The sequence below is a fragment of the Mariniphaga anaerophila genome (assembly GCF_900129025.1).
GTDB classification, from domain to species: Bacteria; Bacteroidota; Bacteroidia; order Bacteroidales; family Prolixibacteraceae; genus Mariniphaga; species Mariniphaga anaerophila.
In genome coordinates this window covers 398,633-425,278 of record NZ_FQUM01000005.1, presented here as the reverse complement: position 1 = coordinate 425,278, position 26,646 = coordinate 398,633, and the positions used below count along the sequence as shown (strand labels likewise).

General features: G+C 41.9%; 14 protein-coding genes. 11 read left to right on the top strand and 3 right to left on the bottom strand.

The genetic code is table 11. From position 1 onward, the window contains the following. Positions 1 to 152: 152 nt before the first annotated feature. The 11 genes from BUB08_RS12695 (at position 153) to BUB08_RS12645 (ending at position 22,220) form a co-directional block, all read left to right on the top strand. The gene (locus BUB08_RS12695) at positions 153 to 2,879 is read left to right on the top strand and encodes a TonB-dependent receptor (RefSeq protein ID WP_073002233.1); all 2,727 of its coding nucleotides are present in this window, start codon (positions 153 to 155) and stop codon (positions 2,877 to 2,879) included. 69 nt (positions 2,880 to 2,948) lie between these two features. Then, positions 2,949 to 4,193 carry a hypothetical protein gene (locus BUB08_RS12690; protein WP_073002293.1) on the top strand — a complete coding sequence of 415 codons (1,245 nt, stop codon included), beginning with the start codon at positions 2,949 to 2,951 and terminating at the stop codon, positions 4,191 to 4,193. A 234-nt stretch (positions 4,194 to 4,427) separates the two neighbouring features. Beyond that, the gene (locus BUB08_RS12685; protein WP_083570753.1) at positions 4,428 to 4,883 is read left to right on the top strand and encodes a toxin-antitoxin system YwqK family antitoxin; all 456 of its coding nucleotides are present in this window, start codon (positions 4,428 to 4,430) and stop codon (positions 4,881 to 4,883) included. Between the two features lie 97 nt (positions 4,884 to 4,980). After that, positions 4,981 to 5,331: a carboxypeptidase-like regulatory domain-containing protein gene (locus tag BUB08_RS12680; protein ID WP_073002232.1), complete on the top strand. Its 351-nt coding sequence runs from the start codon at positions 4,981 to 4,983 to the stop codon at positions 5,329 to 5,331. A gap of 150 nt (positions 5,332 to 5,481) precedes the next feature. Further along, positions 5,482 to 9,537 carry a hybrid sensor histidine kinase/response regulator transcription factor gene (locus BUB08_RS12675; RefSeq protein WP_073002231.1) on the top strand — a complete coding sequence of 1,352 codons (4,056 nt, stop codon included), beginning with the start codon at positions 5,482 to 5,484 and terminating at the stop codon, positions 9,535 to 9,537. Positions 9,538 to 9,908: 371 nt separating this feature from the next. Further along, entirely contained in the window at positions 9,909 to 13,187 is a 3,279-nt protein-coding gene (locus tag BUB08_RS12670) for a SusC/RagA family TonB-linked outer membrane protein (protein ID WP_083570751.1), read from the top strand. 101 nt (positions 13,188 to 13,288) lie between these two features. Further along, complete coding sequence (locus BUB08_RS12665; RefSeq protein WP_073002230.1) at positions 13,289 to 15,121, top strand: RagB/SusD family nutrient uptake outer membrane protein; 1,833 nt, start codon at positions 13,289 to 13,291, stop codon at positions 15,119 to 15,121. 164 nt (positions 15,122 to 15,285) lie between these two features. Continuing rightward, complete coding sequence (locus BUB08_RS12660) at positions 15,286 to 17,169, top strand: cadherin-like beta sandwich domain-containing protein (protein ID WP_175550002.1); 1,884 nt, start codon at positions 15,286 to 15,288, stop codon at positions 17,167 to 17,169. 81 nt (positions 17,170 to 17,250) lie between these two features. Beyond that, positions 17,251 to 18,639 carry a pectate lyase family protein gene (locus BUB08_RS12655; RefSeq protein WP_073002228.1) on the top strand — a complete coding sequence of 463 codons (1,389 nt, stop codon included), beginning with the start codon at positions 17,251 to 17,253 and terminating at the stop codon, positions 18,637 to 18,639. A 54-nt stretch (positions 18,640 to 18,693) separates the two neighbouring features. Next, the gene (locus BUB08_RS12650; protein ID WP_073002227.1) at positions 18,694 to 20,385 is read left to right on the top strand and encodes a glycoside hydrolase family 28 protein; all 1,692 of its coding nucleotides are present in this window, start codon (positions 18,694 to 18,696) and stop codon (positions 20,383 to 20,385) included. A gap of 122 nt (positions 20,386 to 20,507) precedes the next feature. Beyond that, positions 20,508 to 22,220 (top strand): T9SS type A sorting domain-containing protein, encoded by a 1,713-nt coding sequence (locus tag BUB08_RS12645; RefSeq protein WP_139249694.1) that lies wholly within the window; start codon positions 20,508 to 20,510, stop codon positions 22,218 to 22,220. A gap of 30 nt (positions 22,221 to 22,250) precedes the next feature. Here BUB08_RS12645 and BUB08_RS12640 read toward each other — a convergent pair whose 3' ends face one another. The 3 genes from BUB08_RS12640 to BUB08_RS12630 form a co-directional block, all read right to left on the bottom strand. Beyond that, complete coding sequence (locus BUB08_RS12640; protein WP_073002225.1) at positions 22,251 to 23,243, bottom strand: DUF4861 family protein; 993 nt, start codon at positions 23,241 to 23,243, stop codon at positions 22,251 to 22,253. Positions 23,244 to 23,331: 88 nt separating this feature from the next. Beyond that, the gene (locus tag BUB08_RS12635; protein ID WP_073002224.1) at positions 23,332 to 24,492 is read right to left on the bottom strand and encodes a glycoside hydrolase family 88/105 protein; all 1,161 of its coding nucleotides are present in this window, start codon (positions 24,490 to 24,492) and stop codon (positions 23,332 to 23,334) included. A gap of 343 nt (positions 24,493 to 24,835) precedes the next feature. Continuing rightward, a complete protein-coding gene (locus tag BUB08_RS12630; RefSeq protein WP_073002223.1) occupies positions 24,836 to 26,644 on the bottom strand; it encodes a hypothetical protein in 1,809 nt (602 codons plus the stop codon). Positions 26,645 to 26,646 lie beyond the last annotated feature (2 nt).

Here is a 26,646-nt window from a genome sequence, read left to right as displayed (position 1 = left end):
TAGGCTTCCCGGTGCTTTGTGTAATTGTTACAAATCGATTAACAAAATGTAATTATACTTTAAAGGAGTATTAATTCACTTGTAATAATTATGGCTTTGCTTTGGCAGCGTAAATTATTACAAAAGTCATAAACACTGCATTTTTTTAAAGTATGAACAGATTTGTTATTAGCATTTTACTGCTAATTCAGACCATTTCAGTAGTAGCTCAAAAAGGGAGTATTAAAGGAATGGTAACTGATGCAAAAACCCAGGAATCATTAATCGGAACTACCATCTTACTAAAGGGAACCAGTCAGGGGACCATCACCGATTTTGACGGAAACTACCTTCTACCAAACATTAATGCCGGCAACTATACGTTAGTCGTTTCTTTTATTTCATACGATCCACAGGAGTTCGAAATTGAAGTAAAAGCAAACGAAGAAATAGTATTGAACGTGGAGCTGTCTCCGGCAACCCTAGAACTTGCAGGGGTTGAAGTAGTTGCAAAAGCTAATCGCGAGTCGGAAAACATGTTGCTTGTTGAGCAGAAGAACGCGCTGCTGGCAACCCAGGCAATTGGTGCCCAGGAGATTTCCAGAAAAGGGATTAGCGATGCAGAAGGAGCTGTAGCCAAAGTTTCGGGCGTGAACAAACAGGACGGCGTTAAAAACGTTTTCGTTCGTGGTTTGGGCGACCGCTACAACTCAACATCGCTGAATGGCTTTCCGGTGCCGTCGGAAGACCCCGAGTACAAAAACATTTCGCTGGAGTTCTTTTCGTCTGACGTTATTAAGGCCGTTGGCGTAAAAAAAGCATTTAACTCAGAAATGATAGGCGATGTAGGCGGAGCTGTTATTGACATTTCGTCTAAAGAACTTGTTGGTAGCGGAGAGTTGTCGGCCAGTGGTTCGTGGGGAATGAATACCGCCACAATGGGTAAAGATTTCTTGGTTACAGACGGAAACAGCAGTCTGGGCTTCGCAAAAGATGCCGGTTCTGCAACGGCAACCGAGTATGGTTTTAAAAACAAGTTTAATCCTTCTGTGCAAAACTTCAGAATGAACCAGGCATACAACGTGGCCGGCGGTTCTTTACTTAGCAATGAGAAAATGAGCTTTTATCTGGTGGGTGCATACAACGAGGACTACTTCTACAACGAAGGAACGGTTCGAAAAACAGCAACTACCGGAAGAATCGACGAAGATAAAAAGTACAAAAAGTACATTAGTAATACTTCTCATTTGTTAATGGGAAATTACCTCTACAATCTGAATCGCGATAACGTGCTTTCGTATAGCGCTATGTATATTCACACCAATAAAGGGTATTTTGGCGAATATGTAGGGTACGACGCGGAAATTGAAAACCGGGGAGGTGAAGCGGGCGATCCGTCTATTACCCGCCGGCAACAGATTAACGACAATACGTTGCTGATAAATCAACTGTCGGCAGAGTTGAAACTGACCGATAAAATCAGATTCAATCCGGGAGTGTCGTTAAACTATGTAAAAGGCAGCGAGCCAGACAGGCGCGTGAATAACATGTTTCAGTCGCAAGACGACGGGTTGCTGAGGTTTTACACTTCGCAAACTTCCCAACAGCGCTTTGATTCTGATTTGAATGAGTTGGACCTCAATCTGAAAGCGGTTTTTAATTACAGCTTATCTTCAGAAGAAGGCAATTCATCTTCTATCGATTTTGGCTACAACGGACGCATTATCGACAGAGATTTTAAAGCCATAATTTACGGGTTGGAATTAAACAACAAGGCATATACTTTCAACCCGGAAAATCCGGATCTCGACCAGTTTTTTAACCAGGACGGGCTTGGCGGAATTCGGGAAGCGGGGACAAATTTTTACATCGATATTTACAACAATACCTACACGGTAAAATCATACGTACATACCGGGTTTGTAAATGCAACTTACCAGTTTACGCCCAAGCTTGTTGTGTCGGGTGGTGTCAGAATGGATCTTGTTAATACCACCGTGGATTACAAAACGGTAATTACCACTCCGGGAACTGCAACCATTAATAAGAATTACCTGCTGCCCAGCTTAAACTCAAGGTACAGTTTAGCCGACGATCATGCAATCCGGCTGGGGTTGAGCAAAACATATACATTGCCACAGGCAAAAGAAATGGCGCCTTTTGAATATGTTGGCGAAACGTTTAGCAGCCAGGGTAACCCCGACCTGCAACCTTCTGAAAATTACAACGTGGACGTTAAGTACGATTACTACATTTCGACTGACGAACTGCTTTCAGTAGGAGGTTTTTACAAACACATTAAAGACCCTATTTCGCGACTTGAAGAATACAGCGCTGCCGGGTACCTTACCTACAGAAATATTGCCGATTATGCAACTGCAGCAGGGTTGGAGGTTGAGCTGCGCAAAAACATTTTTAAGCAGGCTGTTGAAGAGCAAATGAACAAACTCTCGTTGGGAGTAAATGCTTCGTATATCTACTCGCTGGTGCAGTTCGATTTTACACCGAACAAATGGGGAGTTCCCGACATTCCTTTTACCGACAAAGAAAGTGCGTTGGAAGGTGCCGCTCCTTTTATTCTTAATTCTGATATTTCGTACAATTACAGAAAGAGTAAAACCAACCTGAATGCAACGTTGGTTCTTAACTATACAAGCGACAAACTTTACACGGTTGGAACAAGCGGCTTCAAAAACACAATAGAAAAAGCGGTACCAACACTCGACTTTATTTTCAGCTCGAAGTTCGCTTCCCATTGGGGAATAAACGCCAAATTTCGCAACCTGTTGAACCCATCTTACGAGCTTACAAGAGAGCCAGACGTAGACGCCGACCCGGTGGTTCTTTCGAACTATAAAAAAGGGTTGTCTTTGACCATGGGCGTTTCTTATAATTTTTAAGAAGAACATTAAAAACAAATGATATCCAGTAGTTTAATTAAAGTTTTTTTAATCATCAAAACAAAGAAAATGAGAAAACTATTTTATTTGCTAACCTGCGTAGCTATGCTTGCAGTAGCTTGTGACAAAAACGAATCAGAAGAACCTATTGTTGATCCTGAAGGAACTGAATTGTCTGGTTCCATTACTTCAGACAGAACATTGGTTGGACCTGAGTATTTACTTACCGGAACGCTTAGCGTAAAAGACGGGGCAACTTTAACCATCCCTGCCGGTACAGTAATTAAAGGAAAATATGGAAGTACTCCGGATGACAGATATTCGGTTTATATTATCGTAGAACAGGGTGGTAAAATCATTGCAGAAGGTACTGCAAATGATCCTATCATCATGATGTCAGAAAGAGGAGAAAACGGACAGCCCGGTGACTGGGGTGGCCTTGTAATTAATGGCGGTGCGTATGTTTCAGGTGCAGGAGAAGTTGGAACAAACAAAGGAAGCACCGAGGTTAACTCAAACATCCCCTACGGAGGTAATGTTGATAAAGATGATTCAGGAAGAATTAAATACCTGGTACTTGCTCACACCGGTTCAAAAAGTGGTTCTGACAAAGAACACAATGGACTTACTCTTAATGGTGTAGGTAGTAAAACAGTTATCGAAAACGTTTATGTTCCCAGCACTGCCGACGATGCAGTTGAATGGTTTGGCGGTTCAGTAAGCGTAAAAAACTTTCTTGCTGTCGATTCTGATGACGATATGTTTGACGTAACCCAAGGATGGTCTGGTACGCTCGATAATGCTTACGGTATTTGGACTGCCGGTTACACCAGTACCGAAGGTGACCCACGCGGTATCGAATCTGATGGTAACCTCGATGGAAATGGTTCTTCTCATAATCATCAGTCTAATTATACAATGAAGAACATTACCATTGTAACAAAAGCAACAAACACAGCAGATTCAAAAGAAACTGGCGACGGTGGCCTGATGCACGATGCAATAAAAGTTCGTCGTGGTGCAACTGCAACCATCACCAACTGTGTTGTTATTGCTGACGGTGGTACAATAAAAGATCTTATTGACTTAAGCGATGGCAAAGGTGACGCAACCGAAGAAACCAGCATAAACGTAACCTATTACGTAACCAACCCGCTTGCCGGAAAAGAAATCAACAAAGGCGAAGGAACAACTTATTCGTCTGTACAGGTTACAGAAGCAACCAGCATGCCTACAGGAGGTGCCGATGTTTCAGCATTTGGCTGGGTAAAAAGCCTGCCTTGGGGATTGGGATTCGATGTAGCTGCACAATAACATAAAAAAAGGAAGAAGGATTTTCTCCTTCCTCCTTTTTACCTGATAATGCTTAGAAATTATTGCTACGCAGTGTTTGATGACAGGGAGGTTGCTGACCTCTCTTTGAACTCCGGATTTTTGCCGGAGTTCTTTTTTGAGACAAGTATTGAGGAATATTACAAATTGTTGTTTTTTACTAACTTTGAGTTAGCGAAATAATGTTAACGTGAATAATAAAGAAAGGGAACTATCATGAAAAAGGTAGTATTATTTATAGGAGTTTTGTTGTGTACACTTATTGTTAATGCACAAAATTTAAAACAGATTGATGATATTTATTATCAGGGATCTGAGCTTTACTCTGGTACTTATAAAACCTACCACGATAACGGGAAGGTAGACACAGAGATGAAAGTTAAGCAGGGCAAAAAATGCGGGAAAACCAAAATCTATTTTGAAGACGGACAGCTACACGAAATTCGTGCATTCAAAAACAATGAGATGCACGGAAAATGGGAGATGTACAATAATAAAAGCATACTTATTTCCATTGCCCGATATAAAAAAGGAAAGAAGCATGGCAAGTGGATTATCTGGAACGACCAGGGAAATCTGCTATACAAACTTCAATACCGGAATGGCGAAAAAGTGGGGGTTTGGAAAAATTATGACGGCGAAGGAAATCTCGTGAACAAGAGAAAGTACTAACCTTTCTGAAAATGTAACTGAACTGTAATATTTCCTTAATTGCGATTTAACCCAGCCAACCTATTTTTGCATTGAATTCATTATAATTCAACGAAAAATGAAAAAATTATTTCTTGGCTTAGTCGTACTCATGCTGGCAGTAGCTGTTTCAGCAAAAGACAAAGGTGAAAAAACAAATACAGACATGGAGAGCACTGCTGCAGTTGCTCTTACCGGAACCGTTTATGATTCTGACTCGGGTGAAACTCTGGTTGGAGTAGAAGTACAGCTCGAAGGTACAACCGAAAAAGCATACACAGACTTCGATGGAAAATTCACATTTGAAAATGTAAAACCCGGCGATTGCAAAATTGTTGCAAACTACATTTCATACAATAAAGCCACCGAAACACTGAAGTTGGACGGCAAAAAAAATGAGGTGAAAATTCAGCTGAAGAACTCAAATTAATACGGATAAGTATTAAAAACAATAAAGCTTTGTTATTGAAAAAAGGTTGTCTATAGAAAATGGACAGCCTTTTTTTGTTTGAGTTTATTCATTAGCGATCATTGCAAAAACTTGCTATTTTCGCATATGTGTAAACTCAAACCTGTGTGCTTGAATAAACAACATATTAGTTTTTTTTGCAGGTGGGTTGTGTTGTGCCTTTTTTTAACAATTCAGGTTGAAAAGGCTGCTGCGCAATCTGAATACAGTTTCGATATTTTTACGCAGGAAGACGGCCTTCCAAACAATCAGATTCAGCGTATTTTTCAGGACAGCAAAGGCTGGATGTGGATCGGCACCAGCCAGGGATTGAGCCGTTTCAACGGGTACAACTTTGTAAATTTTTCCGCCGGCGATGATGATTCAACAAGTATTAAAGGTAGTCTAGTTCGTGTAATTAAGGAAGACAGTCAGGGAAATTTGCTGGTAGGAACAGAAAAGGGCGGGCTGAATATTTTCGATCGGAAGAAAGAAACTTTTTCGCAGCCGTTGCAGCATATTCCGGGTTTTCAATACCGCGAGCTTTCGGTGAACGATGTGCTCGAAGATGAGGACAAACGACTTTGGCTGGCTACTGATTTTAATGTGTTTGTTCTCGATTCGGCGAATAGTATTGCCCCTATAAAACCTGTTAATTCAGAATTTTCTGTTGAAGGAAAGTTCATCCGAAACCTGGTTTTCGACCGAAAAAACCAATTGTGGATAGGATCGAACGACGGGCTTTACATGTATAGTAGAGAAAGTGGCAGGCTGACTTATTATGATCTTCCTTTCGGAGAAAATGAAAACCGCGAAATTTGGGAAATTTACCTGGATGATGAAGGTGATATTTGGGTTGGAACGTATTCTTCAGGCCTTTTTATTATTGAGCCGGAAACGGGCAATTACACGAAAGTTGATTTGCTCCCTGCCGCATCCCGAACCGAAACCGTGAGGGCCATTTCAAAAGGTATTTTTGGCGAATACTGGATTGGAACTCGCGGCGGCCTTTTTAAATATTCAAAAGGGTTTGGTGTAACCGGGTTTTTCAGGCACAACCTGCAGGAACCGCGTAGTTTGTCCAATAATTCAGTGCTTTCTGTTTTTCATGATGCCAAAGGTGAAACCTGGATTGGAACCCGCGGCGGCCTGAATCTGCTGGCAAAAAGCAAGCAGGTATTTCATAATTTTACGGCGTTGCCAGGCAATTCGAGGTACCTGAACAGCAGCATTGTGTATGCAATCTGGATTGACGACAACGACAATATTTGGCTGGGAACCGAAGACGGAGGAATTAATATATATAATCCGCGTACAAAAACATATTCTTACCTGACGGCCGATAAATCACAGAAAAATTCGCTGTCGAAGAACTGTATTAAAGCTTTTCTCGACGATGGCAAAGGCAACCTCTGGGTGGCAACTTATATGGGCGGAATTGATGTAATTAATTTGAAAACCGGTGCAATTACCAATTATCAACACAATCCTGACTCAAAAAGCAGCCTCTCTGATAACCGGGTTTGGGATTTATGTTTCGATAAAAGCGGCCGGATGTGGATTGCCACAACCCGTGGAATCGACAGGTTTGATTCTGCTACCAACTCGTTTATTCATTATCCGCAACTTAGCGGAAACGAGCAAATCTTCTGGATAAAACCCGATTCCAAAGGAAATTTATGGATGGGCAGCATCAACGAAATAATCATTTTCAATCCCGAAAAAAATGCTACAACCCGGTATTTCGAGCACAGCAGAACAATGTACGAAGACAGGCTCAGCAGAATATGGATTGCAACCTTAGACAAAGGGATTGCTTTGTATTCGCTGGGGTCTGGGCCTTTAAAATATTATGGCGAAGAAAGTGGCCTCGCTAACAATCAGTCGCTGTGTATTCAGGAAGATGACCAGAATAATCTTTGGGTTAGCACTTCAAACGGGCTGTCGAAATTTGACCCCGATAAAAAGGTTTTTCAGAATTTTACAAGCAAAGATGGCTTGGGAAATAACCAGTTTTGCTACGGTGCAGCTTATAAAACAGAATCAGGCAATTTGCTGTTCGGAAGTGTTTCCGGCTTTAACATGTTTAACCCCGACGAAATTATTGCAGTCGATGTTGACGTGCCGCTGGTTTTTACCGACCTCAAAGTGTTTAACAAGTCGGTTCCAGTCGGAAACAGTAAAAATGATATTCTGAAGAAGAGCATTTCAGAGACAGATCATCTCGTTTTAAATTTCCGGCAGGATGTTTTTACCCTTGAATTTGCCGCTTTGAATTATGTGAATAGTCAGAGCAATTTATATGCCTATAAACTGGAAGGGTTTTACGACGATTGGATTGGCCCTTCGGCTGATCGTGTTGCAACTTTTACCAACCTGAATCCGGGAGATTACACGTTGCGCGTGAAAAAGGTTTTTCACGAAAGTGAGGAAGACGGGCCCGAATTGCAGCTTGGCATCACTATTTTACCTCCATTCTGGAAAACAAACTGGTTTATTGCGCTGATTGTAATACTGATTCTTACGCTGGTTTATGTAATCGTCCGCTTTTTTACAAATCGGGAAAAGATTAAAAGCCAGTTGATTATTGAACGTTCCAACGCACGAAAGCTCCACGAGTTGGATATGATGAAGCTGAACTTTTTTACCAATATTTCGCATGAAATCAGAACGCCGCTTACGTTAATTCTCGGCCCGCTGGAAAAACTTCTCCGAAAAGAAAATATTGACGGAGAAGTGCTGGAAAACCTGACGCTGATGCACCGGAATACCCGCAATCTGAATAAGTTGGTTAACCAGTTGCTCGACTTCAGAAAACTGCAAACCGGAAATCTTAAACTCGATTTAGCCGATGGTGATATCGTCAGCTTTATTCGTAACGTGGTTGATTCTTTTAATGATTACGCGATTGAGAAAGAAATAAAACTTACGTTTAGCACTTTAAAAGACCGGCTCTTTGTCGCTTTTGACCCCGATAAGATTGAGAAAATATTAAACAACCTGCTTTCAAATGCCTTTAAATTTACAGAGGCCAAAGGAGCAGTTTCAGTAAAACTGTCGTTGGTTTTTGATTCTGAAGGAGACGATTTTTCGGAGCCGGGAGAGGAAAAGCAGTTTATTGAAATCAGCATCCTCGACACAGGAAAAGGGATTTCGAATAAAAATACAGAGAAGATTTTTATGCGGTTTTTCCAGTCGGACGACAGCGATAAAGATGCGGGCGCCGGAATTGGGCTGGCTTTGGTTAAAGAGTTGGTGCACCTGCACAAAGGGAATATATTTGTAACCAGCAAGCCGGGAAAAGGGACAAAATTTACTGTTCGGATTCCTTACAAGGCTGCTATAGAAACCGGCTCGACAATTAAAGAAAAAACTCAGCCGGAGAAAGCAGCTGCTTCTCCCGATTCCCAGGAAGAAAAAATAAGCGAAAAAATTATGCTGATTGTTGAAGACAATGCTGATGTGCGCCAGTTTATTCGCAGTCACTTTGATGCTTTCTTCCAGGTTGTGGAAGCCGTTAATGGTGAAGATGGCTGGAAAGCCGCTCTCGAAACGATTCCGGATGTTATTATCAGCGACATTATTATGCCTAAAATTGATGGATACGAATTGTGCAAACGTCTGAAAAATGACGAGCGTACTTCTCACATCCCGGTTCTGTTGCTCACTGCAATACATTCGAAGGAAAACGAAATTCGGGGGCTGATTACCGGTGCCGACGATTACATTACCAAGCCTTTTGATTTAACGGTTCTGCAGGCTAAAGTTGAAAATATGCTGTCGATGCGCGACGTGCTGAAAGAAAAATATGCTGCAACAATGGTGCTGGAACCCACCAACGTTGTTCTTTCTTCGCCCAACGAGCGCTTTCTGCAAAAAGTTATTGATGTGGTGGAAGAGAATATTGCAGACAGCGACCTTCATATTGAAAAATTTGCGACCAAAGTGGGAGTGAGCCGGATGCAGCTTTACCGCAAACTACACGCGCTTACTAATATGACAGTAAAGGAGTTTATTCGTCATATCAGGTTAAAACGTGCCGTCCAGTTACTGGAACAGGAAAAACTGAACGTTTCGGAAATTGCTTATGCTGTCGGCTTTAAAGACCTTTCTCATTTTCGAAAATGCTTTAAACGCGAATTTGGCATGAGTGCCACCGAGTACCTTTCTAAAAAGGACAAAAAGTAACTATTAGTTTTTTTTTGAGTAATCCCAATTAATCTACTGTTATTCAGTGGTGTAGTAGCTTGTTTCTTGGTGTCGGTTAAAGCGATGAGAAATATAGCCCGCATTTTGGGAAATACACCGTTGTTAGGGAAACCGCACAACAGGATTTGGGAAAAACAGAACCCTGATTTTCCGTTTTTGCTTATAACTTGCTATCCTATGAATTAACGAACGAAAAACTATGGGAGAGATCCAAAAAAATCTAAAGAAAACCAATAGAATCATTTTATTTTCTGTTGTTTTTCTTGTGGTATTATTAATTGTTTTACTCAATTTGATATTAAGATAGCTACAACTAAATAAATAACATTTAAATCTAAGAATAATAAACTATGGCAAATTCTGACAAGACAAATCAGGCTCTGCGTTGGAAAAATCCTTTTCGATACGCAGGGATTTTGATTCTAATGCAACTTTGTTTTGCTTTCACTGTTTTTTCGCAAAACATTACGGTTAAGGGAAAAGTAATCGATGCCGCTTCCGGAGAAGAACTGCCCGGTGTTAATGTGGTGGTGAAAGGAACCACAACAGGCACCGTTACAATGGCAGATGGTACTTACCAGTTGGAAGTTCCGGCAAACGATGCAGTACTGTTATTTTCATTCATCGGTTTTAAACTGTACGAAGTACCTGTGAATGGAAATACTACTATTAACGTAGCGTTGGAAATGGAAACTACCGAGTTGGACGAAGTCGTTGCAATTGGTTATGGGACTGTAAAGAAAAGAGACCTGACCGGTTCAGTGGCATCTGTAAATGCCAAGCAAATTGCTGCAATACCTGTTTCTACCGCCGCAGAGGCAATGCAGGGGAAAATGGCCGGTGTACAAATTGTTTCAACCGAGGGCTCTCCTGATGCGGAAATAATGATTCGGGTGCGAGGCGGAGGTTCTATTACTCAAAGTAATGCTCCGTTGTATATTGTAGACGGATTTCCGGTAAATTCGATTAACGATATTTCGCCAAATGACATCGCATCAATTGATGTATTAAAAGATGCATCGTCAACAGCAATATATGGTGCGAGGGGAGCAAACGGTGTTATTATTGTTACAACCAAAAGTGGCGAGCTGGGAAAAATGACAGCCAACTACAACGGTTACTATGGTGTAAAGCAAATTGCCAAAACACTTGATGTTTTAGGCGCATCTGATTACGCCCTTTGGCAATATGAACTGGCTTTGCTACGCAGCGATTGGACGAGCCCTGACCCTGAAGAGTACTCCAGGTATCTCGGAAACTGGCAGGATATTGATATGTATCAGGCTTCTCCCGGAAATGATTGGTTAGGAATTACTTTTGGGAATGTTGGTGAGACTCAGAATCATAATTTCAGTTTGACCGGGGGTACGGAAAAAATGAAATACGCTTTCAGTTTTAACCACTACGACGAAAAATCAATAATGTACGGTTCTGATTATGTCCGCGATAATTTTTCGTTGAAATTAACAAATAATCCAAATGACAAGGTTCAGCTGGACTTTTCTGTACGTTGGTCGGATACCGAAATTAGCGGAAGCGGTGTAAACGAAGGAGGCGATGAAAAAGGCTCGTCTACAGAGGGGCGTTTGCGAAATGCAATGATCTATTCGCCAATTCCTCTTTCGGGCGGAGTAACTACAAATGACGATGATACCGATGCAGCGGCCAATCTTTACGACCCGATTACAAGCATCAAAGATAATGACCGGAACCGTGTTCAACAGCGTTTGAATCTTAACGGTGCATTCAACTGGGAACTTGTAAACAATATGAAATTTCGTTCGGAAGTCGGTTTAGATAATTACACCAGCAAGGATTCACGGTTTTATGGATTGACGACTTATTTTGTAAAAAACAATACTGACCCGCTGGGGCAACCGGCAATTATTTTTACGAATAGAATACGCGAGTCTTTCAGAAATACAAACACGCTGCAATATAACTTCAAAAGCCTCCTTCCGGAAAGCCATAATATGAATTTGCTGGTTGGTCAGGAAATGCTGGTTACAAAAAACGAAGCGCTGGTTTCTGAAGTTTACGGGTTAGACAAAAGTTTTGATCTTGCCTCTGCAATGGCGCTGAACATTGGCACCAACAAACAGGTGAAGAACAGTTACTCTGCTGATGATAAGCTGCTCTCTTTCTTCGGGCGCTGGAATTACGATTACGCCAACAAATATTTGTTAAGCGCTACTATGCGTGCAGATGGGTCATCTAAGTTTGCCAAGGGCAATCGTTGGGGATATTTCCCTTCCGCAAGTGCAGCCTGGGTTGTTAGCGAAGAGTCATTTATGGAAAGTTCATCAAACTGGCTGCATTTCCTCAAGTTCAGGGCAAGTTACGGTACTGCCGGAAACAACAATATTCCATCCAATCAAATGGTTCAGATTTTTGAATCGAGGCAAACAACATGGGTTTCCATTCTGGATAACTACTGGGCACCTTCTAAGTCCATGGCAAATCCCGATTTAAAATGGGAAACCACTGTTACCCGAAATTTAGGGCTTGATTTGGCATTTCTTGGAGGCCGCCTGAATGTGACATCTGAACTCTACCGGAATACAACAAAAGACTTGCTAATACAATTCCTTACTTCAGGTACCGGGTATGATAATCAGTACAGGAACCTTGGAAAAACAAGAAATCAGGGAGTAGAATTTTCTGCTAACTGGATTGCCGTTGAACAAAAGAAATGGGGATTGAGCTTCAATTTTAACATTGGCTTCAACAAAAATAAAATACTCGAACTTGGGCGCGACAACTTTTACGATGCCTCGGGATGGGCAGGTTCAGGAGCAGGAGGTGTTTACAACGATTATATTGTAGCAGTTGGCGGACAGGTTGGCCAAATGTGGGGTTACCTGAGTGACGGGCGTTATGAGGTTTCTGACTTTGAAGGTTACGACGAAGTTGCTGGAGCCTGGATTCTGAAGGAAGGCGTGGTAGACGCATCTGCCGTTGTTGGCGATTTGCGCCCTGGTAAAATGAAATTGAAAGATATTGGAGGGGCAGATGGAAAAGACGGGAAAGTTACCTATGGCGACGACTTGGACAAAACCATTATTGGAAACGCAAATCCGCTGCATACCGGTGGTTTTGCCGTCAATGCCAATGCATATGGTTTTGATGTGGCACTGAATTTCAACTGGAGTTACGGCAACGATGTTTACAATGCCAATAAGGTTGATTATACAATGACACATAAATACACCATGCGCAACATGTTAACTACAATGGAATCTGGTAGTCGCTGGACTGACCTGGATGTGGCTACCGGCGAGTTGGTGAATAATCCCGAACAGCTTGCAGCAATGAATGCAAATACAACCATGTGGAGTCCTTATGTTGCTAACTATGTATTTTCTGATTGGGCAGTTGAGGATGGTTCATTCCTGCGACTAAATACTGTTACTCTTGGTTACACTTTACCGGCATCAACATTGCAAAAGGTTAAAATTCAGAACATACGCTTGTACTGCTCGGCATACAACGTTTTCCTCTGGACAAACTACAGCGGGTTTGATCCCGAAGTTTCTACCCGGCGAAAAACCAATCTTACACCGGGAGTCGATTTTTCGGCTTACCCGCGGTCTAGCTCAGTTGTTTTTGGTTTGAACTTAACATTTTAATACTTAGAAGAAGATGAAACGAGCTCAGAAATTCTTTTTTACACAGAGACATATTCATGCGAGTTTCAAAAGTTCTTGTTGAAAATTAAAAATATAAACGAATGAAAAATATATCGATTAAAATATTTGTATTGGCTGGCGTGCTTGCATTTGCAAGCTGCGATGACTATTTAGACGCACCGGCCAAATCGACATTGGACGAGCAAACAATCTTTTCTAATGCAACATTTGCAGAACAGGCAATTGCCGGTGTGATACAGTCGTTTTGCGAAACAAATTCATACCGCGGGCGGTTTATCGCCTACTACGGAATAAATACCGATTTGGAAATTCGTAAATCGCTTAGTGGAAGTACTTCGGATGCTGCCCAAACATTGGCAAATTATTACACCACCCCGACCAATGGAAATATGGACGCTGCAAATAATGCCTGGGCAAAATTTTACGAAGGTATTGAAAGAGCAAACCTTGCCATCCGCGGCCTTCGCACCTATGGCGACGTGGAGAACCGTCCGGAAATGGCTCAGCTTTTGGGTGAAATGTTAACGCTTCGTGCTGTGGTTTATAATGATTTACTCAGAGGTTGGGGAAATGTTCCTGCCCGTTTTGAACCAATCAACAGCGAAACAGTTAACCTGCCTAAAGTAGACCGCGACGAGATATTGAAACAACTGCTTGCCGACCTTGAAGAGGCAGGAAACTATTGTGCATGGCCAAACGAAATAGGAGTTACAACATCTTCAGAAAGGATAAACAAAGCTTTTGCAAAAGGACTTCGTGCCCGTTTGGCGTTGGCGGCTGCTGGCTACTCGCAACACCTGGCCTCATCTCCCAATGGGTCTTCACAACTTACGCTGAGTAACGATCCTGATTTGGCTCCGGAAAAAATGTACCAGATTGTAAAAGATGAATGCCTGGATATAATTAACAGTGGAACGTGTCGTCTGTTGGATTTTGAAGAGTGTTTTAAAGATTTCTGCAGCGAAACATACGTAGCAGGAGGTGAAGTATTGTGGTCAATTCCGTTTTCATCTACCCGTGGGCGTGTTCTGTTCGATCTTGGGTTAACGCACACTACAGAAGATAAATATGTTAAGCTTCACGCCAACAAAGGTGGCTCAACGCTCATTATGCCAACGTTGTGGTACGATTACGAAAAAGAAGACGCCCGCCGGAGCGTAACAGCTTGTCCTTTTGTTTGGACCGACGGAAAACAAGTTCCTTCAAGCGCACAATCGTGGTGCATTGGTAAATACCGTTACGAGTGGTTGTCTCAGGCACGCTGGCGTAACGAAAGTTCAAACGACGACGGACTAAATTATTTGTACATGCGTTATTCTGATGTGTTGCTAATGGCAGCAGAAGCTATTAACGAACTGGAGGGACCGGGTGCTGCAGCGCCTTATTTCCGTGAGGTTCGTAACCGTGCGTATCCCGAAAACCCCGAAATGGTTGATGCATATATGAATAGTATTTCAGGCAGTAAAGATGCTTTTTTTAAGGCGATTGTAAAGGAACGGGGACTGGAGTTTGCAGGAGAGATGTTGCGTAAGGGCGACCTCATCCGCTGGAATATGCTTGGAAGTGCCATGGATGAAGCCGGGAGCAAATTGCAGGCATGGGACAACCGGCAAGACTATACAAGCCAGTTCGATGGGACGGTTTATCCGTATTCGCAATTGCCTGACCGAATTTACTACAAAACGGCGCTAGACGGCGAAAGCATCGTAATTCACGGTCTCAATTATGGCGATCCTGATGCTGCTCCTGATGCTTCCTATTCAGGAACAAAAGAGTGGAGCCTGAACGATGTTCCGTTGTGGGATTACATTGCACTTCGTAATCCGAATTTGCAGCCGTACTGGCCTGTTTGGCAGAACTTCATTAATACAAGCGAAGGTGCACTGAACAACGATGATTACAATATGCCGTAATAATATTGTTAGTTTTTTAAGTTTTCATTACAGAGAAAATATGGAATATGAAAAGGATAGAATCGGCTGTGTTAAAATCTCTTCATTTTAAAATAGTAAGCTGTTTTCTGGAAGAGAATAAAGCGGGTTCGTCCGTCACAATAAAAACAAACAACTTTAACAAAATGAATAAAAAAACATATTTAATAATGCTAATCGCCTTGGTTGTTGGGATAGCAGGATGTAAGGATTTTGCGGATGAAATAACTGAAGGAAGTTATCCCCGTCCGTTTTCTCCAACAAACATTGAGGCGAATCTGGGGAACCTGGATGACATTACCATCACCTGGAAGAAGGTGAATAATGCGAAGTCTTATATTCTTGAGCTTTACAAGAATGATTCTCTTAGTTTTAATAGCGAAAACCTGGCGCAAACGGTTTCCGATATTCTTCCGGAGGATATACCAGTTCATTTTAAAGACCTTGAGAAAAATGTTAAGTATTCTGCAAGGGTGAAAGCCATTAAAGAAGATGGAACGGAATCGAAATGGGAAGGTTACTACTTCCTTACCAAGGCAAAAGAGGTTAAAATAACCGAATGGAATTTTTCTGAAGGAGAGCTGGTGGCGCTTGCCGATGTTTCGCCTTTTACCGAAACGCTGGAAGTTAATGGATTGAAACTTCATGCTGCATCGGGAAAATCGATGCGTGTAGTATCCAACGAAGTTAGTACCGGCGATTATGACTTTACACATTATCTCGATTTGCAGGGTGGTGGCACAGACAGAATCGTTGCCGATGGCGATAAAAACCGTTGCGTTTCGTTCGAAGTAACCGAGCCTTGTATTATTATGGTTTACGCCAATGGTGGTGGCGCCGGCCGTACTCTGGAGGCGTACACTGCACAGGAAGTTATCGGTACTCTTGTTGTTCCTTCCAGCAAATCGGAAGAGCCCCAGCGGATGATGATCAACTGGACCGGCGGAAAAGAAACTGTTTACATTCGTTCCCAGGGCTCGGGCATTTATCTCTATCTTATCCGGGTTTCTATCGGAGAAGTGTACGAACCAAGTAGTGTATCCACGTTAACCAAGCTGTCTGTCAGCGAAGGCGACCTGGTTCCTTCTTTTAACAGCGACGTGATGGAATATACCATTACCGTTCCGCACAGCACCGGCAGAGTTGATTTTTCTCCTACTCTCGGCCATGCTAAACAAACCATCAATAGCGAACTTACCGCAGAACTTACTGCAGAAGAAACCGAACACCGGATTGAAGTTGTGGCAGAAGATGGAATATCAGTTTCTACTTATATTTTTAATATTGTTAAAGAAGCGCCCAGTTCTGATGCAACGCTAAAGAATCTGGTTATAACAGGTGGTGGAGAATTCGATCCCGCATTTTCGCCCGATATAACAGATTATATTTTCACCATTGATACTACAGTTACCGAGGTTACCTTTTCCGGAGTTGCCAACCATCCGTATGCAACGGTTGGGGGTAGCGACGCAACTTATAGTAACCTGAAATTAGGCAACAATGGTCCTTTTAGCATTACCGTTATTTCTGAAGATAAAGGCAGTGTTAAAAACTATTCGGTAACTGTACGAAGGTTTACCCCGTCAGAACCAAGCGCAAATAAGGAGTGGAACATAAGCCAGCTTGTTGCCGACGGATTTTTGCCGGCAGGTGATATTACAGAAGAAACAACTGTTGACGGGCTTACTATTTTCCCGACAGTTACCATCGATAACAACAATAAAACCGTGGATGCTTTTGAGTTTAATAAACGCTTGAAACTTAATGGCTCCGGAAGTACAACCAGCCGTGCCTTAAAATTTAATGTAACAGGAGAATGTACAATAACAATTTACGCACTTAGCTCAAGTTCTTCATCTGACCGTATTTTGAACGTAGACGATGGAACAAACGTAATTGGGACGATAAATGCTTTCGGATCAAGTTCGTCGATGGAGACGTTTAATTACACCGGTGGCGCCGGATCTTTGTATCTCTATTCGCCAAGCAGTGGTGTTAATATCTATTACGTAAAAGTTGTTTATCCGTAATACAGGATTTAAAGTTGGTTTCATGGGGATGGAACTAAGTTCCTCCCCTTTTTTTAGTTCATTGTGCGAAAACATCATCGGATGAAAAATAATTTGTGGGTATTTTTTTTGATGGCTTTTGTTTTTTCGGCAGGTGCGCAAACCCCTGCATTCCCGGGTGCCGAAGGAGGCGGAAAATACGTTACCGGCGGCAGAGGAGGCAAAGTAATTTTTGTCGATAATTTAAATGATAAAGGCGACGGAAGCTTTCGGAAAGCCATTGAAGCCGAAGGACCGCGAACCATTATTTTCAGGGTGTCGGGGACAATTAACCTGAAAAAAACAATCCACATAAAACATGGCGATCTTACCATTGCCGGGCAAACAGCTCCGGGCGACGGGATCTGCCTTAAAAACTACGGGATCAGAGTTGATGCCGATAATGTTATTATCCGATATATTCGTGTGCGACCGGGCGACGAAATGAAAGAGGAGAATGATGCCATTACCGGTATTCGGCGTAAAAATATAATCATCGATCATTGTAGCTTCAGCTGGGCGCTCGATGAGGTTGCTTCGTTTTACGATAACCAGAATTTTACAATGCAATGGTGTATCATTAGCGAAAGCTTGTACCATTCTTACCATCACAAAGGCGACCATGGTTACGGCGGAATCTGGGGCGGATTGAATGCTTCTTTTCACCACAACCTTATTTCTGATCACACCAGCAGAAACCCGAGGTTTTGTGGCTCGCGCTATTCAAGAAGCGCAGAAAAAGAGAAAACCGATTTTCGGAACAATGTAATTTATAACTGGGGATTTAACAGTATTTATGGCGGCGAAGAAGGAAACTACAACATCGTGAATAACTACTATAAAGCAGGTGCTGCAACCAAAAAAAGTGCAAGGCATCGTATTTTGGATCTTACCCAAATGTTTTTCAGCCCGTCGGTTAATCCTGATACTTTAGGGGCCGGGCTTTATTTTATTGATGGAAATGTGGTGGAAGGGAATCCCGGGATTTCAAAAGACAACTGGAATGGTGGTGTTCAGGGAAAAGGCGTGGACGCCGAATCTATCAGTAAATCGAGACTTTGCAAACCCGTTGAGTTTTCTTCGGTGCATACAACCGATGCGAAAACCGCATTTAATCAGGTGCTCGATTCTGCCGGGGCAAGCCTGTCGCGCGATGCTGTGGATGAAAGAATAGTGACCGAAGCAAAAACAGGAAAGGAAAAATACGGGAAAAGTTACGATGGAGGAGGCAACGGCATTATCGATTCTCAGAATGATGTTGGCGGATGGCCCGAACTTAAATCAGGGAAACCACCTAAAGATACAGATAACGATGGCATGCCCGACAGCTGGGAAAAACGGAATAACCTGAATCCGGAAAAAGCAGATCAAAACCTGTTTACACTTGACAAAGGGTATACAAATCTTGAAGTTTATCTGAATTCGCTGGTAGCGAAGAAAAAAGAGAATTGATTTGGCGGAAGGACGGTTGAGCCTGCATTGTTTAACTGAAGTAAAAACAAAAAAATGATAAGAAGAACATTATCAAAACTAACGTTGCTGCTGATTATTTTTTCGGCGGCATGCACAGAGAAAAGTTCCACAGAAGAACAACCTGCAACAATTGAGTTTAGCGGAATTGAGTTTAACATGCCGTCAATTCAGGAGCCGGTAATTCCCGACTACGCAGTGAGCATCACTGATTTTGGTGCGAAAAAAGGCGGAAAGGTGTTGAACACGCAGGCGTTTGCAGATGCCATTGAAGCGGTCAGCAAAAAAGGAGGCGGGAAAGTTGTAATTCCGGCGGGCATTTGGCTAACAGGGCCAATCCATTTAAAAAGTAACCTGGAACTTCATGCCGAAACCGGTGCGCTGATTGTTTTTTCCGACAATAAAGATCTCTATCCTCTGGTAGAAACAAGTTTCGAAGGGTTGAACACCTGGCGCTGCATGTCTCCAATTTATGGTGTTAGTATTGAAAACGTTGCTTTTACGGGCACCGGAGTTTGGGACGGTTCTGGCGATGCGTGGCGTTATGTAAAACGAAGTAAACTTACAGCATCTCACTGGAAAAAGCTGGTGGCTTCGGGCGGAGTTGTGAATGAAAAAGGAGATGAGTGGTACCCCTCTGAGCAGTTTAGAAGTGGAATGGAAAATGCAGACCAAAATATTCGTCATGACCTTACTACCAGGGAAGAGTTCCAGCAAATCCGTGATTTTTTGCGCCCGGTAATGGTGAGTATTCAAAACAGCAAACAGGTGCTGTTTGACGGTCCTACTTTTCAAAATTCACCGGCTTGGTGTCTGCATCCACTGGTTGTTGAAAACCTTATTGTAAGGAATGTTACAGTTCGAAATCCGTGGTATTCGCAAAATGGCGATGGATTGGACATCGAATCCTGTAAAAATGTTTTGGTAGAAAACTGTAACTTCGATGTTGGAGACGATGCCATCTGCATAAAATCGGGAAAAGATGAAGATGGCCGGCAACGGGGCATTCCGTGCGAAAATCTTGTAATTCGAAACAATACTGTATTTCACGGGCATGGTGGCGTTACCGTTGGAAGCGAGATGTCGGGCGGAGTGAAAAACATGCATGTTTCCAATTGCACGTTTATTGGAACTGACGTTGGACTGCGGTTTAAAAGTAACCGGGGCCGCGGAGGCGTGGTTGAAGATATTTTTATTTCGAATATTCAGATGAAAGATATCCCCACTTTTGCCATTTCTTTCAATCTTTATTACGGCGGAATTTCAGCCTCGGAGATGCTTGCTGCGGGAGGAACGGAAAAAAGGTCTGACATGCTTCCTGTTACAGAAGAAACGCCTCAGTTTAAAGATATTAAAATATCAGATATAATTGTGGACGGCGCGCTTCAGGCTGTTTTATTGCAGGGACTTCCAGAAATGAACCTGGAAAACATAAGCCTGAATAATATGATTTTGTCTGCCGATCAGGGCATTACAATTGTTGATGCCACAGGAGTAAAAATGACAGATATCAATATCGAGACGAAAAGCAGTGATGCAATTGTAATGTATGACGTTAATAACGTGGATGTTAACGGGCTGGATTTTTCCCAAAATGGAGGCGAAGGAATCAGCATAAATGGAAGTAGGTCTGCTCACATTTTCCTGAAAGGGAAGAGTGAAAAGCCGCTTTCTGATTTGGTGTCAATTGGAGATGAAGTTGATAAAAGCACCATTAAATTGAAATAGGGAATGAAACGACCATAAATTTTCTTCATTCAAAATTCATAAAAAGCAGTGATTAAAATGATGGGAGTTCCTGAATGTCTTCATATTTTTTGAACATTCAGAAAGCAAAAAATTTTATACAGATGAAAGTACCGGTTTTGCTGAAATGCTTCTTTTTTATTGCCCTGGCAACTGGATTTGCAACGCCGGTTTTTGCTCAAAACAGTGCTTTGCCTGCGTTCCCGGGGGCCGAAGGATTTGGTAAGTACACTGAAGGCGGTAGGGGTGGCAGGGTAATTTATGTAACCACCCTGGAGGATAGTAACAGCGAGGGCAGCTTGCGGTATGCCGTAAATCAGACCGGACCGCGCATTGTTTTGTTTAAGGTTTCCGGAACAATTCGGCTAAAGTCGGACTTGAAGATCAGGAATAGTAGGATTACTATTGCCGGACAAACGGCTCCGGGTGACGGAATTACGCTGAGGGATTACCCGGTTACCGTGCAGGCCGATGAAGTGGTTATTCGTTTTTTGCGGTTTCGCATGGGAAATGTAACCAACCAGGAAGCCGATGCACTCGGCGGGCGTTACAACAAAAATGTAATTATTGATCACTGTTCAATGAGTTGGTCAACAGACGAGTGTGTTTCGTTCTACGACAATGAAAACTTTACGCTTCAGTGGTGTCTTTTGTCTGAAAGCCTTCGAATTTCAGTTCATGATAAAGGGAAACATGGTTACGGAGGAATCTGGGGTGGAGCAAATGCTTCGTTTCATCACAATTTGCTGGCGCATCACGACAGCCGGAACCCCAGGTTTTGTGGCAGCCGTTACTCCAATAACGCGGAAAATGAGTTGGTGGATTTCAGAAATAATGTAATTTATAACTGGGGAGCTAACAGTGTTTATGGTGGCGAGGGCGGGCACTACAATCTTGTCAATAATTATTACAAAGCCGGCCCGGCTACATCGTCAAACCGCTCCCGAATTATTCAGCCGTATGCCGACAATGGTTCAAACAGCCAGTCCGCAGGAGTTTATGGAAAGTTTTTTATTGAAGGGAATTTTGTAACTGCCAGTTCGGGTGTAACCAACGATAACTGGGCAGGAGTAAATATGCACTCGTCGTTTACAAGTTATGCGCCGGGAATTGTTAAGAACGATATCAGGTCGGAAACAGCGTATAATGCGGGAGAAGTTACAACACATCCGGCTGAGCAGGCGCTTGAAAAGGTAGTTGCATTTGCCGGGGCCAGCCTGGCCAGAGACCCTGTTGATACGCGCATTGCGGACGAAACAGCTACTGGAACGGTAACTTATCCGGATGGTGGTTTTGGCAGTACAAACGGGCTGGTTGACACTCAGGAAGCAGTAGGAGGATGGCCTGAACTGAGCGCTGAACAACCGCCGGCTGACTCGGATAACGACGGAATGCCCGATGACTGGGAAGTGGCCAACAACCTGAATCCTTACAATCCGGATGATGCTCAGATGAAATCGGTTGACGGGGTGTTTCCCAACGTTGAAGTTTACCTCAATAGTCTGGTTGCAGATATTGTGGCGGCACAAAACGAAGGAGGTATTTCAACTTCTTCTGAAATTAAACAGGTGCCGACAAACGATAAAAAGGAAGTCAGTATTTATATTGATAATAAAATTGAAAAACTGTTTGTTGTGCATTCTAACCCTGTTCGCGAAGTGAAAGTTTATGCGGTTACAGGACAACTTTTGATAAGCAAATTGTACAATGAAAACAGCCTCAATGTGGACGTCAGAAGTTTGAAAAACGGGGTTTACATTGTGTTGGTTCGCGATGCTGAAAACCATATTTTCTCAGAAAAGATTCTGAAGCTGTAATCAGGATCAGTTTCTGATTTTTCGGGAAGATTATTTTATGAAACCGGCCTGTTCTTTCAGCAAGGCTTTGAAATCATCCATGCTTTTTACTCCGGAAGCATCCTGTTGCCAGGCCGCGCCAAAATAGTAAGTTAGCATTTTGCCTGTCGGTTTCAATACCACAACATGGCTTTTCCCGTCGTTGGTTTCTTCTAAAAGCTGCTCTTTTTTGTAGAAAATACACATCCCCAGTAAATCTTGCTGAAGGGTTTGTTTCCCGAAAGTTGCCAGACAGTCCCAGCCGGGTTTGATGTCCTCGAATATCATTCTCTCTGTTTCGGGAAGCACTACTATTCCGGTTGCCAGGTTCGGCATTTCTTCTGATGATTTAATGGTGTATTTTGTGAGGTAGGCGTCCGCTTCAATTTCAAGCGTTGTGTGCAAATCGGTTCTAGTATTGTTGATTTCCCAACCAAAATAGTCAATAGAAACGGCAGATTTTTCAGCGTAGTTTTTTACAGATGCTTTAATGCTGTCGGTTTTTTCCACGCGCACAGCTTTTTCGCCGTTCCAGAAAGCCACAGATCCCATTCCCAATGAACTTCCGACTTTTAATACGTCAACACCCCAATCCGCTATTTCGTGATAAGAATCGAATCCGTCGAGCCCGACACGGTGCAGAACCGGTGCTTCGGTTTTCTTCCCGAAAATATCGATGGCGTTGCGCCAGTCGAGATAAATACGATAGCCAATTTTGTCCGACTCCCACGCAGGGCCTTCCATTTGGATGTCAAAAGAATGATCGGTATGCTTTTCGTCTACTTTTAGTGCCTGAACCGGCTTGAATTCTCCGCCCTGGTATTCCCACTGTTCGTTTCCGTTTTTCTTGGTTACCCACTTCCATTCCCCGCCTTCAGCAAGGCCAAGGTAGGCTTGTGTTTTTTGAGGTGTAGATACTTCGTTTTCATTTTTCGACTTAGACTTGCTGCCGCAGGATGCAGTAAACAGTGCTGCTATGGCTAGCAGGAGTACAATATTTTTCATTCGTTTTAAAAATTTTTGTTCAGTATTGACTGATGAAATAAGTTTCGTTTTTTGATGTGAATTTTCAAACCGGATTTGCCCGGTGCCGCTATTTGTTTAATTCGATTGCAGCCAGAATAACCGGAGCAACACCTTTGGAATCGCTATCAACTTTTTTCTCTGAGATGTAATAGTTGTAATCGGCTTCGCGGTACGGTTTTCCACCAAGCCCGCAAGCTCCGCAGGTATTTGTAAGTACAGGGTAGCCGTCGTCTCCTTCAACCACCAGGTATTTTATGATGTTGTCAAATGCCCGGTTGGCAATCTCAAGGTATTTTTTATTTAACAGACCCGCTTTCGCTCCTTTGGCAAAAGCATAGACAAACATGGCCGAACCTGATGCTTCGATGTAATTTCCCTGGCTGCCTCCCATGTCAAGCACCTGGTACCACAGCCCTTTTTCTTTATCTTGAACTTTAAGCAGCGCTTCGCTTAAATCGTTCAGTATTTTTATAAGCGCACTCCTCTCCGGATGATCGGCAGGCAGGTATTCCAGCACATCAACCAGTGCCATCATGTACCAGCCGGTTCCGCGGCTCCAGAAATGTTTCGACTGGCCCGTTTCGGGCTGGCACCAGCGCTGTTCGCGGCTCTCGTCCCAGGCGTGGTAAACCAGTCCTGTTTCCGCATCCAGTGTATGTTTGTAAACTTCCTGTAGCTGGAATGCCACTTCATCGAACCATTTGGGCGCGTTAAACTCTGCGGCGTAGCGCGCCAGAAATGGGGAGGCCATGTAAAGACCGTCGAGCCACATTTGGGAAGGATATACTTTTTTATGCCAAAAACCGCCTGTATTGGTGCGTGGCTGTTCCTCCATCTGATGAACCAGCGTTTCTATCCCCAGCTTGTATTTCTCGTCGCCGTAGTCTTTGTAAAGTGAAATCATGCTGTTGCCCGGACGAACCCTGTCGATATTGTAATCGGAAAGCTTATGGCCTCGGATTGAACCATCGTCCTGCAGAAAATAGTCGATGTAGTTTTTTAGGTAGGTTCCGTATTTGGGATCGATATTTCTGAGTTTGTAAATGGCATCACCCAGAAAAGCATAATCGTATTCGTATTTTGGCTTTTCACGCTGATAGTAAATCAGGCTGTCGGTCTCGTGTAATGTGGCGTCTGCAAATCGGGTTGCCCAGTATAATTCGTTTGTTTTTGTGTTGGAGCTGCATCCCAGAATGATTGTAAACAGCAATAAAAAAGTAGTTTTCATCAGTTTTATTTTGATTTGCAACAAAGCTATATAACCAGTGGATGCAGGGGTGGTTTATTTGTATCAAATTGCGTGACGTTTTTCCCAACGGTGCCAAAAACATGGAAAAATAAAAAGCACCTCCATTTCTGAAAGTGCTTTTATTGCTGTGGACTCGCCTGGGCAAGTATCGAACCATTTATTCGAGGATTATAATGCTATATTGAATTTTATGAATGCTGAGACGCAGAAGAAAAGACTCAAAATATAGCTTTTATTGCTTTTCATCTTTTTTATATGTGCAGCTTTGCCCTTTTGCCTCCGAAGAAACTAGGATGGCAATGTTCTAATAGAGTTGGGATTATTAATCATTTAAGAAATCCATATCAAAAGCATTTCTTGAAAGATACTGCATAAACTTCTGTAGTAAATCACTTGAATAAGGTTCTCGATAATAAGAAGTTCGTTGAATATTAAGAGTGATTTTATTACCAGAACGAGTTAAAACATTTTCATTATTGATGTTGTAATTTTTAAATATTTCTCCGTAATAAATTAGGTTTTGTAAGTTTGTCTTACTTGCACTCCTCAACTTCCTATAAGTTAAAATGTTATTTCTATATTCTAAAAATTCTTCATGTAATTTCTTATACCTTAACTTCCAGGATTCCTGAATAGTTGACGAATCATTCTCTAATTTATTCAGATTTATAATGGCTTTGCCATCTTCATTGAAAACAGTTAAATCTAAAGGAGATAGGCTTACAGTTTGAAACATTTGAAATCTTACGATTGAATAATTATCCGATACTAAATCTGAATTTTCGAGTAGCCCAATCGTTGAAAGTTGTCCCCCTTTTAGTTTCTGAAAAGCTTCTTTTGATATAGATTCAATTTCAAGCAAAAAACCTGTTTCGTAAGTTTTTCCACGACCAATATCTCTTTTACCATTACTTCTCATTGCAAGATTACATGGCTGTCCAAGCAAAATGAAATCCTTATTATTAATTCGAAAAATATCTCCGTTAGAGATAGGAAAGTGTAATTGATTTAAAACTGAACTTTCAATATACAGTTCCTTGTGCCGTAGCTTTTGTATTTGTGTTTTGTCAAAAGGAGTTTCTCCCCCTGTTTTTATTTTCTCTAACTTTCTGATTTTAGAAAGGCTTTCATTAATCTTAGCCCGTTTTGTTTTAGATAAAAGAATATTTAATGCTTTGTCTTTCGTAATTATATTGTTTACTCTAATCAATGTTGCTATTTCCCAAATCCCTTCTTTTCTTGATGATTTTTGAATAACATGATTAAATGAATCAGGGTTTAATTCATCTATTTCAATTAATGAATTTTTAAATGAATGTCGAAGTATCTTTGAAGATTCATTTTTTAAATATTCCACCTCATTAATCCACAATGTATTTTTAATTCCTTCAGCTAGACCTGGTAGATAGGAATCGTTTTGAAATCTTTTCTTTGAAATGGTGTAGAACCTGTTTTTTTCAAATTGACGTGAATCGTGATATTCATTTCTCTTAGCATATTCCTCATTTACAGCGAAAAGATGTGAGAATATTCCACAATAAACAAAATCTTTAATCTCCTGGTTATTAAGCAATTCTTCGGCCAAATCAATTCCATTTCTACCACTTGGCAGTGGAGCGTGTTCAAATTCAATATCAAACAAAAAAAGAACTTTTGTTTCAGTGTTTAATTCGCTAATAATTTGGTCTTTTCGTTCTTCCCATTCAGAAGGAGAAAGTAAATCAATCTTATCATTGAGATGATTCTTCAAATTTAAAGGTGCAGTCGAATTTTCAATTTCATCTAAATTACCTTCGTATTTCAATATCTTTAAAAAGAGGTCTCTTTTAATTTCGTCCGTAGAACTCTCCCATAAGTCAGCTATTGCTTTCTCAAACCTTGGCTGTGGAGCATTCCAATCAACAAAATCAATCTCTAACGGTTTTGAAGTAAATTTTTCTTTCAATTTAGCAATAAATGCTTCTTTAAGTTCCTGTATTGAGCACCTGTCATCAACATAAATAATCTTATTAATGCCCAACTCCATGAGAAATTCAAGAATTGCATTCTTTGCTTGTCCATTAGTTCTGTTTATACGTCTCGTAATTTCAACTTCTGTTTCAGTAGTTGTCGGTTTTTCGTTACTTGCCATGT

Excerpts from the sequence above, each read along its gene's own strand:
- BUB08_RS12695 (WP_073002233.1), top strand. The coding sequence starts at position 153 with ATGAACAGATTTGTTATTAGCATTTTACTGCTAATTCAGACCATTTCA.
- BUB08_RS12690 (WP_073002293.1), top strand. The coding sequence starts at position 2,949 with ATGAGAAAACTATTTTATTTGCTAACCTGCGTAGCTATGCTTGCAGTA.
- BUB08_RS12685 (WP_083570753.1), top strand. The coding sequence starts at position 4,428 with ATGAAAAAGGTAGTATTATTTATAGGAGTTTTGTTGTGTACACTTATT.
- BUB08_RS12680 (WP_073002232.1), top strand. The coding sequence starts at position 4,981 with ATGAAAAAATTATTTCTTGGCTTAGTCGTACTCATGCTGGCAGTAGCT.
- BUB08_RS12670 (WP_083570751.1), top strand. The coding sequence starts at position 9,909 with ATGGCAAATTCTGACAAGACAAATCAGGCTCTGCGTTGGAAAAATCCT.
- BUB08_RS12665 (WP_073002230.1), top strand. The coding sequence starts at position 13,289 with ATGAAAAATATATCGATTAAAATATTTGTATTGGCTGGCGTGCTTGCA.
- BUB08_RS12660 (WP_175550002.1), top strand. The coding sequence starts at position 15,286 with ATGAATAAAAAAACATATTTAATAATGCTAATCGCCTTGGTTGTTGGG.
- BUB08_RS12655 (WP_073002228.1), top strand. The coding sequence starts at position 17,251 with ATGAAAAATAATTTGTGGGTATTTTTTTTGATGGCTTTTGTTTTTTCG.
- BUB08_RS12650 (WP_073002227.1), top strand. The coding sequence starts at position 18,694 with ATGATAAGAAGAACATTATCAAAACTAACGTTGCTGCTGATTATTTTT.
- BUB08_RS12645 (WP_139249694.1), top strand. The coding sequence starts at position 20,508 with ATGAAAGTACCGGTTTTGCTGAAATGCTTCTTTTTTATTGCCCTGGCA.
- BUB08_RS12640 (WP_073002225.1), bottom strand. The coding sequence starts at position 23,243 with ATGAAAAATATTGTACTCCTGCTAGCCATAGCAGCACTGTTTACTGCA.
- BUB08_RS12635 (WP_073002224.1), bottom strand. The coding sequence starts at position 24,492 with ATGAAAACTACTTTTTTATTGCTGTTTACAATCATTCTGGGATGCAGC.
- BUB08_RS12630 (WP_073002223.1), bottom strand. The coding sequence starts at position 26,644 with ATGGCAAGTAACGAAAAACCGACAACTACTGAAACAGAAGTTGAAATT.